The 16,565-nt window shown below is 69.3% G+C and carries 17 protein-coding genes; 13 read left to right on the forward strand and 4 right to left on the reverse strand.

Annotation, left to right across the window (positions count from 1 at the left end; all coding sequences use genetic code 11):
* Window positions 1-16: 16 nt before the first annotated feature.
* Entirely contained in the window at window positions 17-712 is a 696-nt protein-coding gene (locus ABZ642_RS27510; RefSeq protein ID WP_360489119.1) for a demethylmenaquinone methyltransferase, read from the forward strand.
* Window positions 713-748: 36 nt separating this feature from the next.
* Here ABZ642_RS27510 and ABZ642_RS27515 read toward each other — a convergent pair whose 3' ends face one another.
* Both ABZ642_RS27515 and ABZ642_RS27520 read right to left on the reverse strand, forming a co-directional pair.
* On the reverse strand, window positions 749-1,057 hold the full coding sequence (locus ABZ642_RS27515) for a PASTA domain-containing protein (protein ID WP_360489120.1): 309 nt from the start codon (window positions 1,055-1,057) through the stop codon (window positions 749-751).
* 110 nt (window positions 1,058-1,167) lie between these two features.
* Window positions 1,168-1,692 (reverse strand): GNAT family N-acetyltransferase, encoded by a 525-nt coding sequence (locus tag ABZ642_RS27520; RefSeq protein ID WP_360489121.1) that lies wholly within the window; start codon window positions 1,690-1,692, stop codon window positions 1,168-1,170.
* A gap of 98 nt (window positions 1,693-1,790) precedes the next feature.
* Here ABZ642_RS27520 and ABZ642_RS27525 point away from each other — a divergent pair, with 98 nt between their 5' ends.
* The gene (locus tag ABZ642_RS27525; protein ID WP_360489122.1) at window positions 1,791-3,074 is read left to right on the forward strand and encodes a geranylgeranyl reductase family protein; all 1,284 of its coding nucleotides are present in this window, start codon (window positions 1,791-1,793) and stop codon (window positions 3,072-3,074) included.
* Between the two features lie 40 nt (window positions 3,075-3,114).
* Here ABZ642_RS27525 and def read toward each other — a convergent pair whose 3' ends face one another.
* Together def and ABZ642_RS27535 are read right to left on the reverse strand one after the other, a co-directional pair.
* Window positions 3,115-3,741: a peptide deformylase gene (def, locus tag ABZ642_RS27530; protein ID WP_360489123.1), complete on the reverse strand. Its 627-nt coding sequence runs from the start codon at window positions 3,739-3,741 to the stop codon at window positions 3,115-3,117.
* A 440-nt stretch (window positions 3,742-4,181) separates the two neighbouring features.
* Entirely contained in the window at window positions 4,182-4,988 is an 807-nt protein-coding gene (locus ABZ642_RS27535; protein ID WP_360489124.1) for a C40 family peptidase, read from the reverse strand.
* A 754-nt stretch (window positions 4,989-5,742) separates the two neighbouring features.
* Between ABZ642_RS27535 and ABZ642_RS27540 the strand changes: the two genes are divergently transcribed.
* From ABZ642_RS27540 to nuoK, 11 genes are read left to right on the forward strand one after another with little or no spacing between them, the layout of a single operon-like run.
* Complete coding sequence (locus ABZ642_RS27540; protein WP_086791863.1) at window positions 5,743-6,102, forward strand: NADH-quinone oxidoreductase subunit A; 360 nt, start codon at window positions 5,743-5,745, stop codon at window positions 6,100-6,102.
* 14 nt (window positions 6,103-6,116) lie between these two features.
* Window positions 6,117-6,671: an NADH-quinone oxidoreductase subunit B family protein gene (locus tag ABZ642_RS27545; protein ID WP_360489125.1), complete on the forward strand. Its 555-nt coding sequence runs from the start codon at window positions 6,117-6,119 to the stop codon at window positions 6,669-6,671.
* Window positions 6,668-7,411 (forward strand): NADH-quinone oxidoreductase subunit C, encoded by a 744-nt coding sequence (locus ABZ642_RS27550; protein ID WP_360489126.1) that lies wholly within the window; start codon window positions 6,668-6,670, stop codon window positions 7,409-7,411. The genes ABZ642_RS27545 and ABZ642_RS27550 overlap by 4 nt, the downstream gene beginning before the upstream one ends.
* Window positions 7,408-8,748 carry an NADH-quinone oxidoreductase subunit D gene (locus ABZ642_RS27555; protein WP_360489127.1) on the forward strand — a complete coding sequence of 447 codons (1,341 nt, stop codon included), beginning with the start codon at window positions 7,408-7,410 and terminating at the stop codon, window positions 8,746-8,748. Before ABZ642_RS27550 ends, ABZ642_RS27555 begins: the two co-directional genes overlap by 4 nt.
* Window positions 8,745-9,602, forward strand: a complete 858-nt coding sequence (gene nuoE / locus ABZ642_RS27560; RefSeq protein ID WP_360489128.1) for an NADH-quinone oxidoreductase subunit NuoE — start codon at window positions 8,745-8,747, stop codon at window positions 9,600-9,602. Before ABZ642_RS27555 ends, nuoE begins: the two co-directional genes overlap by 4 nt.
* On the forward strand, window positions 9,599-10,948 hold the full coding sequence (gene nuoF, locus ABZ642_RS27565) for an NADH-quinone oxidoreductase subunit NuoF (RefSeq protein ID WP_360489129.1): 1,350 nt from the start codon (window positions 9,599-9,601) through the stop codon (window positions 10,946-10,948). The genes nuoE and nuoF overlap by 4 nt, the downstream gene beginning before the upstream one ends.
* Entirely contained in the window at window positions 10,945-13,449 is a 2,505-nt protein-coding gene (locus ABZ642_RS27570; RefSeq protein ID WP_360489130.1) for an NADH-quinone oxidoreductase subunit G, read from the forward strand. Before nuoF ends, ABZ642_RS27570 begins: the two co-directional genes overlap by 4 nt.
* Window positions 13,446-14,813: an NADH-quinone oxidoreductase subunit NuoH gene (nuoH, locus tag ABZ642_RS27575; RefSeq protein WP_360489131.1), complete on the forward strand. Its 1,368-nt coding sequence runs from the start codon at window positions 13,446-13,448 to the stop codon at window positions 14,811-14,813. The genes ABZ642_RS27570 and nuoH overlap by 4 nt, the downstream gene beginning before the upstream one ends.
* Window positions 14,806-15,414 carry an NADH-quinone oxidoreductase subunit NuoI gene (gene nuoI / locus ABZ642_RS27580; RefSeq protein WP_360489132.1) on the forward strand — a complete coding sequence of 203 codons (609 nt, stop codon included), beginning with the start codon at window positions 14,806-14,808 and terminating at the stop codon, window positions 15,412-15,414. The genes nuoH and nuoI overlap by 8 nt, the downstream gene beginning before the upstream one ends.
* On the forward strand, window positions 15,414-16,256 hold the full coding sequence (locus tag ABZ642_RS27585; protein ID WP_360489201.1) for an NADH-quinone oxidoreductase subunit J: 843 nt from the start codon (window positions 15,414-15,416) through the stop codon (window positions 16,254-16,256). Before nuoI ends, ABZ642_RS27585 begins: the two co-directional genes overlap by 1 nt.
* Complete coding sequence (gene nuoK, locus ABZ642_RS27590) at window positions 16,253-16,552, forward strand: NADH-quinone oxidoreductase subunit NuoK (RefSeq protein WP_351318021.1); 300 nt, start codon at window positions 16,253-16,255, stop codon at window positions 16,550-16,552. The genes ABZ642_RS27585 and nuoK overlap by 4 nt, the downstream gene beginning before the upstream one ends.
* The last annotated feature ends 13 nt before the right edge of the window (window positions 16,553-16,565 follow it).

Genomic DNA, 16,565 nt, shown 5'->3' on the forward strand with positions numbered 1-16,565 from the left:
CTGCAAGAATGGCGAGGTGACCCGCGCCTCCCTGAACAAGCAGCCGCACGAAGTCGCCTCTATGTTCGACGACGTGGCGGAACGGTACGACCTGACCAACGACGTGCTGTCGCTCGGCCAGGACCGGCACTGGCGGAAGGAGGTCGCCCGGGCGGTGGACGCGCGGCCCGCGCAGAAGGTCCTCGACCTGGCGGCCGGCACGGGCACCTCCTCCCAGCCGTTCGTCCGGGCCGGCGCCTACGTCGTGCCCTGCGACTTCTCCCTCGGGATGCTCCAGGTCGGCAAGCGGCGCACCGCCTGGATGCCCTTCACCGCCGGGGACGCCACCAGGCTGCCGTTCAAGGACGACACCTTCGACGCCGTGACGATCTCCTTCGGCCTGCGCAACGTCCAGGACACCGACGCAGCCCTGCGGGAGATGTACCGGGTGACGCGGCCCGGCGGCCGGGTGGTGATCTGCGAGTTCTCGCACCCCACCTGGGCGCCCTTCCGGACCGTCTACACCGAGTACCTGATGCGCGCGCTGCCGCCGGTCGCCCGCGCGGTCTCCTCCAACCCGGACGCCTACGTCTACCTCGCGGAGTCCATCCGTGCCTGGCCCGACCAGCCCGCGCTGGCCGGACGGCTGCGCGAGGCGGGCTGGTCCAAGGTGGCCTGGCGCAACCTCACCGGCGGGGTCGTCGCCCTGCACCGGGGCTTCAAGGAGGCCTGAGCCCGCTTCCGGGAGGCCTGCGCCTCGTCAGGGGCGTCACCCGCCGATCACCTCGAAGGTGTCACCGGGCTGGTCCAGCTCCCGTTGCAGCCCGCCCGTCGGTGGCCGTGGGAGGCGTGGCTCGCGCACGCCTCCGCCGCCCTCGCCCTCACCGAAGTCGAACCACACGTACACCAACGAGTCCCGCGGCACCTCGGCACCGGCCTGCGGGAACTGGCGTACGACGTAGTCGACGACCGTGTGGTGGAAGTCCGGCCGGTCCGGCGCGTTGAGGAACAGTCCCCGCGCCTGGGCGGTCTCGCGCGCGTCCACGGCCATCAGCCCTACCAGCCGTGGCACGCGCACTTCGGGTGTTTTGGGTGTTATATGCACAGATGTCACCCCCAGCGGTACTGGAAGGGTAACCCTCGGCATATGGCAGCCGGAAGCGCCAAGTGTCTTTCTGTAACAGATCGTTACTCTGTGTCACCACTCTGTAGGTCCAGTCGGAAGCAGAGTGCGTCCTCCTGGAGCCGCGGGTGCGGAAACCTCTCCGCGAGCTCCATCCCGAGACGGCGGGTCACCGCGACCGACCGCTCGTTCCCGGGCCGCACCATCGCCACCACCTTCGGCACGCCCGCCGCCCGCAGCCGCTCCAGCGTCGTCAGCGCCGCGGCCGTGGCGTACCCCTTGCCCCAGTACTCCCGGCCGAGCCGCCAGCCGATCTCGATCTCGCCCCTGGGTCCCCAGTCCTGCGGCCACGGCTGGGCGCCGGTGAAGCCGATGACCCGCCCGGACTCGTCCGCCATCGTCCACAGGCAGAAACCGAACTCCGCGTCGTGCCGGCGCTGCCGGGCGGTGAGCTCCTCGTAGGCGGACAGTTCCGCGGACCTGCCGCCGTGGAACTCCATGACGTCCGGGTCGTCGAAGACCCGGTACCAGGCGAACGCGTCCTCGTGCGTGGGCACACGCAGCCGTACCGCGGGGAGAGCTCGGTTCACAGGGACAGCCCTTCAGCCGGGTGATCAGTACCGCTGAATAGACTGCCCATGTCCAGTGCCGGTCGGCACGCAGATTTCGAGCCTTGGGAGACCCTGTCGTGACCGAGCCCCTCTCCGAAAACACCGCCGATGTCATCGTCGTCGGCGCGGGGCCAGCCGGCTCCACGACGGCGTACCACCTCGCCAAGTCCGGTCTCGACGTGCTCCTGCTGGAGAAGACCGAGTTCCCCCGCGAGAAGGTGTGCGGCGACGGCCTGACCCCGCGCGCGGTCAAGCAGCTGGTCGCCATGGGCATCGACATCTCCGAGGAGGCCGGCTGGCTGCGCAACAAGGGCCTGCGCATCGTCGGCGGCGGCACCCGCCTCCAGCTGGACTGGCCGGATCTCGCCTCCTTCCCCGACTACGGTCTGGTCCGCAAACGCGACGACTTCGACGAACAGCTCGCCCGTCAGGCGCAGAAGGCGGGCGCCCGCCTCTTCGAGCGCTGCAACGTCGGCGCCCCGATCATCGACGACCGCACCGGCCGGATCACCGGTGTGCACGCCAAGCTCGGCGAGGAGAAGCGCGAAGTCACCTTCCACGCGCCGCTCGTCGTGGCCGCCGACGGCAACTCCACCCGGCTCTCCCTCGCGATGGGCCTGCACCGCCGCGAGGACCGCCCGATGGGCGTGGCCGTACGGACCTACTTCACCTCCCCCCGTCACGAGGACGACTACCTGGAGTCCTGGCTGGAGCTCTGGGACCGCCGCGGCCCCCAGGACCGTCTGCTGCCGGGCTACGGCTGGATCTTCGGCATGGGCGACGGCACCTCCAACGTCGGCCTCGGTGTCCTGAACACCTCCGACTCCTTCAAGGAACTGGACTGGCGCGAGGTCCTCAAGGCCTGGTGCGCCTCCATGCCCGCCGACTGGGGCTACACCCCGGAGAACATGACCGGCCCGATCCGCGGCGCGGCCCTCCCCATGGCCTTCAACCGCCAGCCCCACTACACGCGCGGCCTGCTCCTCGTCGGCGACGCCGGCGGCCTGGTGAATCCCTTCAACGGCGAGGGCATCGCCTACGCCATGGAATCCGGTCAGATCGCCGCCGACGTCATCGTCCAGGCGCACGCGCGGGCCACGCCGGGCCAGCGGGAGATGGCCCTGCAGCGCTACCCGCGCGTCCTCAAGGACACCTACGGCGGCTACTACACGCTGGGCCGTGCCTTCGTGAAGCTCATCGGCAACCCGAAGGTCATGCAGATCGCGGCCCAGCGCGGCCTGACCCACCCGCTGCTGATGAAGTTCACCCTGAAGCTCCTGGCGAACCTCACCGACCCGACCGGCGGTGACGCGATGGACCGCATCATCAACGGCCTGAGCAAGGTGGCCCCGAAGGCGTGAGCGCCGCTACAAGGTGAGTGCCGGCAAGAGGTGAGCGCCGCTAGGCGGTGAGCGCCTCGATATTGGCGGCTCTGCGGGCGTAGACCTCCTCCCGCCGGGCCGCCACCTGCCGCAGTGCCTCCTTCCGCTCCCGCCCGGAGAGCCGGTCGAGATACACGCGTCCGTTCACATGGTCGGTCTCGTGCGCGAGGCAGCGGGCGAAATACCCCGTTCCCTCCAGGGTGAGCGGATCGCCGTCCTTGTCCAGTCCGTGCACGATCGCCCGGTCCGGGCGCGGTACGTCCATGACGGCACCCGGCACCGACAGGCAGCCCTCGCTGTCGTCGAGCAGCCGTCGCCCGGCCGGAGCCTGTGCCTCCAGGACGGGATTGACGATGTGACCGACATGTCGGACACCGTCGTCATCGGGGCAGTCGTACACGAACAACCGCAGATCGACCCCGACTTGGTTGGCGGCGAGACCGGCTCCCTCGGCGATGTACATGGTGAGGAACATGTCGTCGATGAGTGCGGCGAGATCGGGTCCGAACTCCGTGACGTCCCGGCACGGCTTGTGCAGGACCTCCTCGCCGGTCTCGGTGATCCGGCGCACCGAACCGCGCCGGGCCTCGGGGGCGTGACGGGGGTAGTAGTCCATGGGGTTTCCCTGGACGAAGACGCGTGGCATCGCGGTGTCCCCTTCTCGGGTCTCGGGCCGCTCCGTGCGAGCGGCATGCATCGAGGATCCCAGGAGCCACCGGATCACGGGCAGGCCTGTGGAAAACCCTGGCGGGGGGGCTGTGGAAAACCGGCGTCAAGGGTGACGACGCACGGCGGCAGGGCGCCCGCGGTGGTAGGGCGACCGCGGTGGTAGCGCGGCCCGCAGTGGCAGGACGGCCCGGGGTGGCAGGACGGCCGGCGGTGGGGGTGCGCCGCGGTGGCAGGCCCGCGGTGGGGGTTGGGCCGCCACGGGGGCGCCGCAGGGCCACCGCAGGCCACCACGGGCTGTCGCGGCCGGCCTGCCGCGGGACGGCACGCCGGAAGGGCCGCTGCCCCCGAGCGGCTGCGGCCCTACCGTGCTTGTGCGATGCCCGAGTTGTGTCGGGTTGTCTCAGGTCGCCCTTGTTGTCAGAGCACCCGCACCGCGCCGGTCGGCGGGTCGTACGACAGCGGGTGCTCCCCGACGCCGCTGGAGGGGTTCTGCGCGCCCACGAACATGCCGTCGCCGACGTACACGGCCACGTGGTACGCGCTGCCGGCGCTGCCCCAGTAGAGGATGTCGCCGGGCTGGAGGTTGCTCAGCGAGACCTGGGTGCCCTGCGTCGACTGGTCCTGGGAGACGCGCGGCAGGCTGACGCCGACCGACTTGAAGGCGGCCTGCACGAGACCCGAGCAGTCCCACGAGTTGGGGCCCGTGCCGCCGGAGACGTAGGCGTCGCCGATCTGAGCCTTCACGAAGGCGACCACAGCGGCGGCCGAACCCGTCGCCGTGGACGCGCTCGTGGAGGCGCTGGAGCTCGTGGAGGTGGCGCTGAGCGTGGTCCGCTCGGCGCTGCGCGAGGCGGCGCGCTCAGCGGCCTCCTTGCGGGCCTCCTCGGCCTTCTTCTTGGCCTCGGCCTTCTTCTTCGCGTCAGCGAGGTCCGACTTGGCCTGCTTCGCGGCCTTTGCGGCAGCCGCGTCGCGCTCGGCCTGCAGCGCGTAGTTCGCGGCGGCCTGCTGTGTGGCGTCGGCGGACTGAGCCACCTGGGTGGCCAGGTCGGCCGTCAGGGTGGGCAGTTCGAGCGTCTGCGTCACGGGTTCGGCGGCACTCGCCGAGGCCGCGCCCGCCGCTGCCATGCCGAGGACGCCACTGGCAACTCCGGCGCGCACGGCGATGCTTGTCGTCGCGCTGCGGCGGGGTTTCCGGTGGCTGCGTATGTGAGCGGTGTGGGACATGGGAACAACCGGTACCAGGGGCTCCTTCATATCTTCAAGAAACGTGTGGTGCGCCACAGTTGTTCAATCGGGGCCGGGAATCCCGCGCTTGTCATTCCTTATTGACGCCGTAACGGACATTGCGGGCGCCCGTGATCACGCCTGTGATCACGTTCTTTCGCCATAACGTCCGAATTGCCCCCCACCTACCATCGGTTGAGATGATTGGCCAAGCCCGGTTCTCAGGGGCCTCTCATCAATGTGGCGGAGGTCACGGAACGGTTACCGGGAGGGGTGCGTCTCGTGCGCGGGCCGAGCCCGCCCGAGTTCGTGAACGTGTGCACGCGTCCACATCGCGCCCCGCACCTCCCTCTGATGTGTGAACGCGGTCCTTTATCAAGACGGTCCGTCCATCGCGAATTTGCATGCAGGGGAACCCTCTTGATATGGAGACGCCTGCTCCAAACCCCCTCCCGCCTGCGTCGACGGTCGAAAATGTCACCTCTGGTGATCAGGTGAACGCTTCGAGTGCGAAGATCACCACTCATCCGACTTCATGATCGATCGTCAGGTGGTGGAGATCACAAAGCTTGTGTAATACCCCGTGTCGCAGATCACAGAGCGACGGGCATAAGATGCGAGGCAGCTGGGCTTGTGACCTGCTTCACATGTTCGCGATCTTCGCCCGGGACGCGCGGGGTTCGTGTGACGGATGAGGCAAGTGGGCCCGGTCGAACCGCCACCAGTCAGTGCCGACTGAGAGGAGCGAGGAGCGGTGAACGCGTATGCGCCCATCCTCGTACTGGGAGCCCTCGGGGCAGGCTTTGCGATCTTCTCCGTGGTCATGGCCACGCTGATCGGTCCGAAGCGGTACAACCGCGCCAGGCTCGAAGCCTACGAGTGCGGAATCGAGCCGACCCCCACGCCGGCCGGCGGCGGGCGTTTCCCGATCAAGTACTACCTGACGGCGATGCTCTTCATCGTCTTCGACATCGAGATCGTCTTCCTCTACCCCTGGGCCGTCACCTTCGACGCCCTGGGTGTTTTCGGGCTCGTGGAGATGCTGCTCTTCGTGCTCACCGTCTTCGTCGCGTACGCGTACGTATGGCGGCGCGGCGGCCTGGAATGGGACTGAGGGGCTTTTAAGTCATGGGACTCGAAGAAAAGCTGCCGAGCGGTTTCCTGCTGACCACCGTCGAGCAGGCCGCGGGCTGGGTGCGCAAGGCGTCCGTCTTCCCCGCCACCTTCGGCCTCGCCTGCTGCGCCTTCGAAATGATGACGGCGGGCGCGGGCCGGTACGACCTGGCACGGTTCGGCATGGAGGTCTTCCGCGGCTCACCGCGCCAGGCCGACCTGATGATCGTCGCCGGCCGGGTCAGCCAGAAGATGGCGCCGGTGCTGCGGCAGGTCTACGACCAGATGCCCAACCCGAAGTGGGTGATCTCCATGGGCGTCTGCGCCTCCTCGGGCGGCATGTTCAACAACTACGCCATCGTCCAGGGCGTCGACCACATCGTCCCGGTCGACATCTACCTGCCCGGCTGCCCGCCCCGCCCCGAGATGCTGCTGGACGCGATCCTCAAGCTCCACCAGAAGATCCAGAACGGCAAGCTCGGCGTCAACGCGCAGGAAGCGGCCCGCGAGGCGGAGGAGGCGGCGCTCAAGGCCCTGCCCACGATCGAGATGAAGGGGCTGCTGCGGTGAGCGACGCGAACGGCCACAACGGGGCCAATCCCGAGAAGGACCTCGCCGCCGACAACCTCCCCGGCCAGCGCGGCCAGGGCGGCGAGGAGATCCGCGTCCAGCGCGGCATGTTCGGCGCCAGCAACGGCGGCGACACCTCCGGCTACGGCGGCCTGGTCCGCTCCGTCCGGCTCCCCGGACCGGCGACCCGCCCGTACGGCGGTTGGTTCGACGAGGTCGCCGACGAGCTGGAGGGCGCCCTGGAGGAGCAGGGCCTGCTGCCCGCCAACGCCATCGAGAAGACGGTCGTCGACCGTGGCGAGGTCACCTTCCACATCGAACGCGAGCACCTGCTGCGCGTCGCCCGTTCCCTGCGCGACGACCCCGCGCTCCGCTTCGAGCTGTGCACCGGCGTCAGCGGTGTCCACTACCTCCACGACAAGGGCCGCGAGCTGCACGCCGTCTACCACCTGCGCTCGATCACCCACAACCGGCTGATCCGGCTGGAGGTCAGCGCCCCCGACGCCGACCCGCACATCCCGTCCCTGGTCTCCGTCTATCCGACCAACGACTGGCACGAGCGGGAGACCTACGACTTCTTCGGGATCGTCTTCGACGGTCACCCGGCGCTGACCCGCATCCTCATGCCGGACGACTGGCAGGGCCATCCGCAGCGCAAGGACTACCCCCTCGGCGGCATCCCCGTCGAGTACAAGGGCGCCCAGATCCCGGCTCCGGACCAGCGGAGGTCGTACTCGTGAGCACACAGTCAGCATCCGCCGCGTCGACCGCCTCGGCGCGCGAGACCACCGAGGGCACCGTATATACGGTCACCGGTGGCGACTGGGACGAGATCGTCCAGTCCGCGGCCCGCGCCGACGACGAACGCATCGTCGTCAACATGGGTCCCCAGCACCCCTCCACCCATGGGGTGCTCCGGCTGATCCTGGAGATCGACGGCGAGACCGTCACCGAGACCCGCTGCGGCGTCGGCTATCTGCACACCGGCATCGAGAAGAACCTCGAGTACCGCACGTGGACGCAGGGCTCCGCCTTCGTCACGCGCATGGACTACCTGACGTCCTTCTTCAACGAGACCGCCTACTGTCTCGCCGTCGAGAAACTCCTCGGCGTCGAGGACCAGGTCCCCGACCGCGCCACGATCATCCGGGTGCTCCTGATGGAGCTGAACCGGATGTCCTCGCACCTGGTCGCCATCGCCACCGGCGGCATGGAGCTGGGCGCCACCACGCTCATGATCTACGGTTTCCGTGATCGTGAAATGATTCTCGACCTCTTCGAGCTCATCACCGGCCTGCGGATGAACCACGCGTACATCCGCCCCGGCGGACTCGCCCAGGACCTGCCGCCCGGCGCGGTCGACCAGATCCGCGAGTTCATCAAGAAGATGCGGAAGAACCTCCCCGAGTACGACAAGCTCGCCACCGGGAACCCCGTCTTCAAGGGCCGTATGCAGGGCATCGGCTATCTCGACCTGGCCGGCTGCATGGCCCTCGGCGCCACCGGCCCGATCCTGCGGGCCACCGGCCTGCCGCACGACCTGCGCAAGTCCCAGCCCTACTGCGGCTACGAGAACTACGACTTCGACGTCGCCGTCGCCGAGACCTCGGACGCCTACGGCCGTTTCCTGATCCGCCTGGAGGAGATGCGCCAGTCGCTCAGGATCGTCGAACAGTGCCTGGACCGGCTCCAGCCCGGGCCGGTCATGGTCGCCGACAAGAAGATCGCCTGGCCCGCCCAGCTCGCCCTGGGACCCGACGGACTCGGCAACTCCCTCGACCACATCAAGAAGATCATGGGCACCTCCATGGAGGCCCTGATCCACCACTTCAAGCTGGTCACCGAGGGCTTCCGGGTCCCGCCCGGGCAGGTCTACACGGCCATCGAGTCACCCAAGGGCGAACTCGGGGCGCACGTCGTCTCCGACGGCGGCACCCGCCCCTACCGGGTCCACTTCCGCGACCCGTCCTTCGCCAACCTGCAGGCCATCGCGGCGATGTGTGAGGGCGGCCAGGTCGCCGACGTCATCGTCGTCATCGCGTCCATCGACCCGGTACTGGGAGGCGTCGACCGGTGAACACCTCTTCTTCGGAGCGGGGCGTCAGCCTGGGCATGCCCGAGCTGCCCGCGCCCGCCTATCCGGACGACGTCCGGGCCCGACTGGAGACGGACGCGCGCGACATCATCGCGCGCTACCCCGACTCCCGGTCCGCGCTGCTGCCGTTGCTGCATCTCGTGCAGTCGGAGGAGGGGCATGTCACCCGCACCGGCATGCAGTTCTGCGCCGACGTGCTGAAGCTGACCACGGCGGAGGTCACCGCGGTCGCCACCTTCTACACGATGTACCGGCGCAAGCCCTCCGGCGACTACCAGGTGGGTGTCTGCACCAACACGCTGTGCGCGGTGATGGGCGGCGACGCCATCTTCGAGACCCTCCAGGAGCACCTGGGCATCGGTAACGGCGAGACCACCGACGACGGCAGCGTCACCCTGGAGCACATCGAGTGCAACGCGGCCTGCGACTTCGCGCCGGTCGTGATGGTCAACTGGGAGTTCTTCGACAACCAGACCCCGGCGAGCGCCCGGCGCCTGGTCGACGACCTGCGCGCGGGCCGGGACGTCGAGCCCACGCGCGGGGCCCGGCTGTGCACCTTCAAGGAGACCGCGCGGATCCTGGCCGGCTTCCCCGACGAGCGGCCCGGGGCCGTCGAGGAGAGCGGAAGCGCCGGACCCGCCTCGCTGGTCGGCCTCCACCTGGCCAGGGGAGAGTCCGCACCCGCGCGCGTGGTCCATCCGCGCCCGGGAGCGCAGAGCCGGACGGTGCACGAGCCGTCGCCGGCCGAGCACCTCAGTTCCCATGACGCGCCGCAGGAGACCTCGGCCTCCGACCCGTCGCACCCGGCAGGGCCTGCCGCAGAGGAGGGGGAGTGATGACGGTGGTACCCGATCTCAAGGACACCAGTCCCGAGAAGCTGCTCGCGCCCGTGCTGTCGGCCTTCTGGGACGAGGACCGGTCCTGGACGCTGGACGTCTACCGGCGGCACGACGGATACGAGGGCCTGCGCAAGGCGCTCGCCATGTCACCGGACGACCTGATCGCCTACGTCAAGGAGTCCGGGCTGCGCGGCCGGGGCGGCGCGGGATTCCCCACCGGGATGAAGTGGCAGTTCATTCCGCAGGGAGACGGCAAACCGCACTATCTGGTTGTCAACGCCGACGAGTCGGAGCCCGGGACCTGCAAGGACATCCCGCTCCTCTTCGCGAACCCGCACAGCCTCGTAGAGGGCATCGTGATCGCGTGTTATGCCATCCGGTCGTCGCATGCCTTCATCTATCTGCGTGGTGAAGTCGTGCCCGTCCTGCGGCGGTTGCACGAGGCCGTGCGCGAGGCCTACGAGGCCGGCTACCTCGGCGAGAACATCCTGGGCAGCGGTCTCGACCTGGACCTCACCGTGCACGCCGGCGCCGGCGCGTACATCTGCGGTGAGGAGACCGCACTGCTCGACTCGCTCGAAGGCCGTCGTGGTCAACCGCGACTGCGTCCCCCCTTCCCGGCTGTCGAAGGGCTCTATGCCTGCCCGACTGTTGTGAACAACGTCGAGTCCATCGCCTCGGTTCCCGCCATCCTGCAAAAGGGCAAGGACTGGTTCAGGTCGATGGGGAGCGAGAAGTCACCCGGCTTCACGCTCTACTCGCTGAGCGGCCACGTCACCAGCCCCGGCCAGTACGAGGCACCGCTCGGCATCACCCTGCGCCAGCTCCTGGACATGAGCGGGGGGATGCGCACCGGCCACCGCCTGAAGTTCTGGACGCCGGGCGGCTCCTCGACGCCCATGTTCACCGACGAGCACCTCGACGTCCCGCTCGACTACGAAGGGGTGGGGGCGGCCGGTTCCATGCTCGGCACCAAGGCCCTCCAGTGCTTCGACGAGACCACCTGCGTCGTGCGCGCCGTCACCCGCTGGACCGAGTTCTACGCGCACGAGTCCTGCGGCAAGTGCACCCCGTGCCGCGAAGGCACCTACTGGCTGGTGCAGTTGCTGCGCGACATCGAGGCCGGCAAGGGCGTGATGTCCGACCTCGACAAGCTGAACGACATCGCCGACAACATCAACGGCAAGTCGTTCTGCGCCCTCGGCGACGGCGCCGCGTCCCCGATCTTCTCCTCGCTGAAGTACTTCCGCGAGGAGTACGAACAGCACATCACGGGCCGGGGCTGCCCCTTCGACCCGGCCAAGTCGACGGCCTGGGCGGACCGCCCGGAGGTGAACGCATGACCGTGACCACGAGTTCCCCCTCCTCGGGGGGGACGGCGGCGGTCCCGCCGCAGGACCTCGTCACGCTGACGATCGACGGCGTGGAGATCAGCGTGCCCAAGGGCACCCTGGTCATCCGCGCCGCCGAGCAGCTCGGCATCGAGATCCCGCGCTTCTGCGACCACCCCCTGCTGGACCCGGCCGGCGCCTGCCGGCAGTGCATCGTCGAGGTCGAGGGCCAGCGCAAGCCCATGGCGTCCTGCACGATCACCTGCACCGACGGCATGGTGGTGAAGACCCATCTCACCTCCCCGGCCGCCGAGAAGGCCCAGCACGGGGTGATGGAGCTGCTGCTCATCAACCACCCGCTGGACTGCCCGGTCTGCGACAAGGGCGGCGAGTGCCCGCTGCAGAACCAGGCGATGTCGCACGGCAACGCCGAGTCCCGTTTCGACGGCAAGAAGCGCACCTACGAGAAGCCCCTCCCCATCTCCACCCAGGTGCTCCTCGACCGCGAGCGGTGCGTGCTGTGCGCGCGCTGCACCCGGTTCTCCAACCAGGTCGCCGGCGACCCGATGATCGAGCTCCTGGAACGCGGCGCGCTGCAGCAGGTGGGCACCGGCGAGGGCGACCCGTTCGAGTCGTACTTCTCCGGGAACACCATCCAGATCTGCCCGGTGGGCGCGCTGACCTCGGCGGCGTATCGCTTCCGCTCCCGCCCCTTCGACCTGATCTCCTCACCGTCCGTGTGCGAGCACTGCTCGGGCGGCTGCGCCACCCGCACCGACCACCGGCGCGGCAAGGTCATGCGGCGGCTCGCCGCCAACGACCCCGAGGTCAACGAGGAGTGGATCTGCGACAAGGGACGCTTCGCGTTCCGGTACGCGCAGCAGAAGGGCCGCCTGGAGACCCCGCTGGTCCGCAACGCGCAGGGCGTGCTCGAACCCGCCTCCTGGCCGGAGGCGCTCGACGCGGCCGCCCAGGGACTGGCCGCGGCCCGGTCCCGGGCCGGCGTCCTCACCGGCGGCCGGCTCACCGTCGAGGACGCCTACGCGTACAGCAAGTTCGCGCGCGTGGCGCTCGACACCAACGACATCGACTTCCGCGCGCGCGTGCACAGCAGCGAGGAGGCCGACTTCCTGGCCGCCCGGATCGCAGGCCGCGGCCGCGACCTCGACGGTACGGGCGTCACCTACACCTCGCTGGAACAGGCGCCCGCCGTCCTGCTGGTCGGGTTCGAGTCGGAGGAGGAGGCGCCCGGCGTCTTCCTGCGGCTGCGCAAGGCCTGGCGCAAGCACAAGCAGAGGGTGTTCTCGCTCGCCACGCACGTCACCCGCGGTCTGGAGAAGACCGGCGGCACGCTGCTGCCGGCCGCGCCCGGCACCGAGACCGAATGGCTGGACGCGCTCGCGAGCGGTGTCGGCCTGGAGGAGCCCGGTACCCAGGCCGCCGAGGCGCTGCGCACCGAGGGCGCGGTGATCGTCGTCGGCGAGCGGCTGGCATCGGTCGTCGGCGGCCTGACCGCCGCCGTACGGGCCGCCACCGCCACCGGCGCACAGCTGGTGTGGATCCCGCGCCGAGCCGGTGAGCGCGGCGCGGTCGAGGCGGGCGCGCTGCCGTCGCTGCTGCCCGGCGGCCGCCCGGCCACCGATCCACGCGCGCGGGACGAGGTCGCCGCCGCCTGGGGCGTGTCCGAACTCCCGCTCCGCTACGGCCGTGACACCGGCCAGATCATCGAGGCCGCCGCCCGCGGCGAACTCTCCGCCCTGCTGGTCGCCGGCGTCGAGGTCACCGACCTGCCCGACCCCACGCGCGCGCGTGCGGCACTCGAAGCCGTCGGCTTCCTGGTCTCGCTGGAGCTGCGGCCCAGCGAGGTCACCGAGCGCGCCGATGTCGTCCTCCCGGTCGCCGCCGTCGCCGAGAAGGCCGGCACCTTCCTCAACTGGGAAGGCCGGGTGCGGTTCTTCGAGGCCGCGCTCAAGCCCGAGCAGATGACCCGGCGGCTCGCGCCCACCGACGCGCGCGTGCTGCAGATGCTCGCCGACGCCATGGACGTCCACCTCGGCCTGCCCGACCTGCGCACCACGCGCGCGGAGCTCGACCGGCTCGGCGCCTGGGACGGGCCGAAGGCCTCCGAGCCGCTGGAGACGGCGGGACCGCTGCCGCGGCCGGCGGCCGGGGAGGCCGTGCTGGCCGGACACCGGCTCCTGCTCGACCAGGGTGTTCTCCAGGAAGGCGACGAGGCCCTCGCCGGCACCCGGCACACCGCCCACGCCCGCCTGTCCGCCGCGACCGCCGCCGAGGCCGGCATCGGGAACGGCGACCTGGTCGCCGTCACCTCGAGTGCCGGCACCGTCGAACTTCCGCTCAGGATCACCGAGATGCCCGACCGCGTGGTCTGGCTCCCGCTGAACTCCGTGGGCGGCGGTGTCGCCTCCGACACCGGGGCGCAGCCCGGCTCCCTCGTCCGCATCGGCCCGGCGGCCACCGCCGGTGAGGCCCCCAAGGAGGTGGAGGCATGAACCCGTACCTCGCTGCTGAAGACCTCTCCATGTTCGGCCGCGACCCCTGGTGGCTGGTCGTCGTCAAGGCGGTCTTCTGCTTCGCCTTCCTGATGGTGACCGTGCTGGTCTCCATCGTCATGGAGCGCAAGGTCATCGCCTGGATGCAGCTGCGCATCGGCCCCAACCGGCATGGCCCCTGGGGCATGCTCCAGTCGCTCGCCGACGGCGTGAAGCTGATGCTCAAGGAAGACCTCATCGTCAAACGCGCCGACAAGGCCGTCTACATCCTCGCGCCGATCGTCGCGGCCATCCCGGCGTTCATGGCCATCGCGGTCATCCCGTTCGGACCGGCCGACAACGAGGTCTCGATCTTCGGCCACCGCACCACGATGCAGCTCACCGACCTGCCGATCGCGATGCTCTACATCCTCGCGGTCGCCTCCGTCGGCATCTACGGCATCGTTCTCGCCGGCTGGAGCTCCGGATCCACCTACCCGCTCCTCGGCGGCCTGCGCTCCTGCGCGCAGATGATCTCCTACGAGATCGCCATGGGCGCCGCGTTCGCGTCGGTGTTCCTGTACTCGGGCTCGATGTCGACGTCCACGATCGTCGACCAGCAGCAGGGCCGCTGGTACATCGTGCTGCTGCCGGTCTCGTTCATCATCTACGTCGTCACCATGGTCGGCGAGACCAACCGCGCCCCCTTCGACATGCCGGAGTCCGAGGGCGACCTGGTCGGCGGCTTCAACACCGAGTACTCGTCGATCAAGTTCGCGATGTTCATGCTCGCCGAGTACGTCAACATGGTGACGGTCGCGGCCGTGTCGACGACGCTGTTCCTCGGCGGCTGGCGCGCCCCCTGGCCGATCAGCACCGTCTGGGCGGGCGCCAACCACGGCTGGTGGCCGATGCTCTGGTTCGTCGCCAAGGTCGTCGTGCTGCTGTTCGTCTTCGTCTGGCTGCGCGCCAGCCTCCCGCGGGTGCGCTACGACCAGCTGATGAAGCTCGGCTGGAAGGTCCTCATCCCGGTCTCGGTCGTCTGGCTGATGCTCGTCGCCACCGTACGGACCCTCCGCAACGAGAACTACGGCTTCACCGACATCGCCCTCTACGTCGGCGGCGGAATCCTCGCTCTGCTGGTCCTGTCCTTCGTCGTCGACATGTTCCGCGACAAGGGCGGCAGGGAGGGCGCCCAGCCCGCCGCCGAGCCGGTCGCGTTCGACCCGATGGCAGGCGGGTTCCCCGTGCCGCCGCTGCCCGGACAGGAGCTGCCGCCGGTGCCCCGGCGTAGTCCGCGCCGGGAGCGGGAGCTGATTGTCAGTGGTGGACCGGACACTGTCAGTGACGGATCTACGGATGGAAAGGAGGCGTCCGATGGCTGAGGAGCCCAAGGAGACCGAGCCCGGTTTCCTGAACCCCGTGGCCGGCTTCGGCGTGACCTTCAAGGCCATGTTCAAGAAGCGGCTGACCGAGCAGTACCCGGAGCAGAAGAAGACCACGGCTCCGCGGTTCCACGGACGGCACCAGCTCAACCGCCATCCGGACGGCCTGGAGAAGTGCGTCGGCTGCGAACTGTGCGCCTGGGCCTGCCCCGCCGACGCCATCTACGTGGAGGGCGGCGACAACACCGACGAGGAGCGCTACTCGCCGGGCGAGCGCTACGGCCGCGTCTACCAGATCAACTACGCCCGCTGCATCCTGTGCGGTCTGTGCATCGAGGCGTGCCCCACGCGCGCGCTCACGATGACCAACGAGTTCGAGCTCGCCGACACCAGCCGCGCCAACCTCATCTACACCAAGGAGCAGCTGCTCGCCGGCCTCGAGGAGGGCATGGTCGACAGCCCGCACGCGATCTTCCCGGGCACCGACGAACAGGACTACTACCGGGGTCTGGTGACCGAGGCCGCGCCCGGGACCGTCCAGCAGGTGGCCGTCTCGAAGGGCGAGAAGCCGGAGGAAGAGGAAGAGGGGGTGGAGGCATGATGGGCCCGCAGCTCGCCGCCTACGCCACCTCCACCGGCGAGGCCTTCCAGTTCTGGGTGCTCGGCACCGTCGCTGTGCTCGGCGCCCTGGGTACCGTCCTCATGAAGAGGGCCGTGCACAGTGCCCTCTGTCTCGCCGGCACCATGATCATCCTGGCGGTGTTCTACCTCGCCAACGGCGCCTACTTCCTGGGCATCGTGCAGATCGTCGTCTACACCGGCGCGATCATGATGCTGTTCCTCTTCGTGGTGATGCTGGTCGGCGTGACCGCCGCCGACTCCCTGACCGAGACCATCAAGGGCCAGCGCTGGCTGGCCCTTCTGTGTGGGGTCGGCTTCGGCGTCCTGCTCTTCTCGGGCATCGCCAACGCCTCCCTCAAGAACTTCAACGGCACCGGCCAGGCCAACGCCAACGGCAATGTGGAGGGCCTCGCCGCCCTCATCTTCACCAAGTACGTGTTCGCCTTCGAAATCACCGGTGCCCTGCTCATCACCGCGGCCGTGGGCGCCATGGTGCTCACCCACCGCGAGCGCACCGAGCGCGCCAAGACCCAGCGCGAGCAGTCCGAACAGCGCGTCCGCGACGGCAAGCACCTGCCGCCGCTGCCCGCCCCCGGCGTCTACGCCCGGCACAACGCCGTCGACATCGCCGGCCTGCTGCCCGACGGCACCCCGTCCGAGCTCACGGTCAACAAGACGCTGCGCGACCGCGGCCAGATCCGTGACGTGTCCGCGGAGGCCCTCAACGACCTGCGGGCCCTGGAACAGCGTGCCGAGGAACGGCTGGAGCGGACCCCGATCGAGCCGGAGAACCTCAAGCGGCCCGAGGAGGCGTCGAAGTGAACCCGGTCTACTACCTCTACCTCGCCGCCTTGTTGTTCACGATCGGCGCCACCGGTGTGCTGATCAGACGAAATGCGATCGTCGTCTTCATGTGCGTCGAGCTGATGCTCAACGCCTGCAACCTCGCGTTCGTCGTCTTCTCCCGCATGCACGGCAATCTCGACGGCCAGATCATCGCCTTCTTCACGATGGTCGTCGCCGCCGCGGAGGTCGTGGTCGGGCTCGCGATCATCGTGTCGCTGTTCCGTACCCGCCACTCGGCCTCGGTCGACGACGCCAGCCTGATGAAGCTGTAAGGGGTCGCTGAAT

The organism is Streptomyces sp. NPDC007157 (assembly GCF_040634235.1).
In the GTDB taxonomy this organism is placed as follows: Bacteria; Actinomycetota; Actinomycetes; order Streptomycetales; family Streptomycetaceae; genus Streptomyces.

Coding starts and splice junctions, on each gene's coding strand:
- ABZ642_RS27535 (WP_360489124.1), bottom strand. CDS start 4,988: ATGTCCCACACCGCTCACATACGCAGCCACCGGAAACCCCGCCGCAGC.
- ABZ642_RS27545 (WP_360489125.1), top strand. CDS start 6,117: ATGGGACTCGAAGAAAAGCTGCCGAGCGGTTTCCTGCTGACCACCGTC.
- nuoH (WP_360489131.1), top strand. CDS start 13,446: ATGAACCCGTACCTCGCTGCTGAAGACCTCTCCATGTTCGGCCGCGAC.
- ABZ642_RS27585 (WP_360489201.1), top strand. CDS start 15,414: ATGGGCCCGCAGCTCGCCGCCTACGCCACCTCCACCGGCGAGGCCTTC.
- def (WP_360489123.1), bottom strand. CDS start 3,741: ATGCCACGCGTCTTCGTCCAGGGAAACCCCATGGACTACTACCCCCGT.
- nuoI (WP_360489132.1), top strand. CDS start 14,806: ATGGCTGAGGAGCCCAAGGAGACCGAGCCCGGTTTCCTGAACCCCGTG.
- ABZ642_RS27570 (WP_360489130.1), top strand. CDS start 10,945: ATGACCGTGACCACGAGTTCCCCCTCCTCGGGGGGGACGGCGGCGGTC.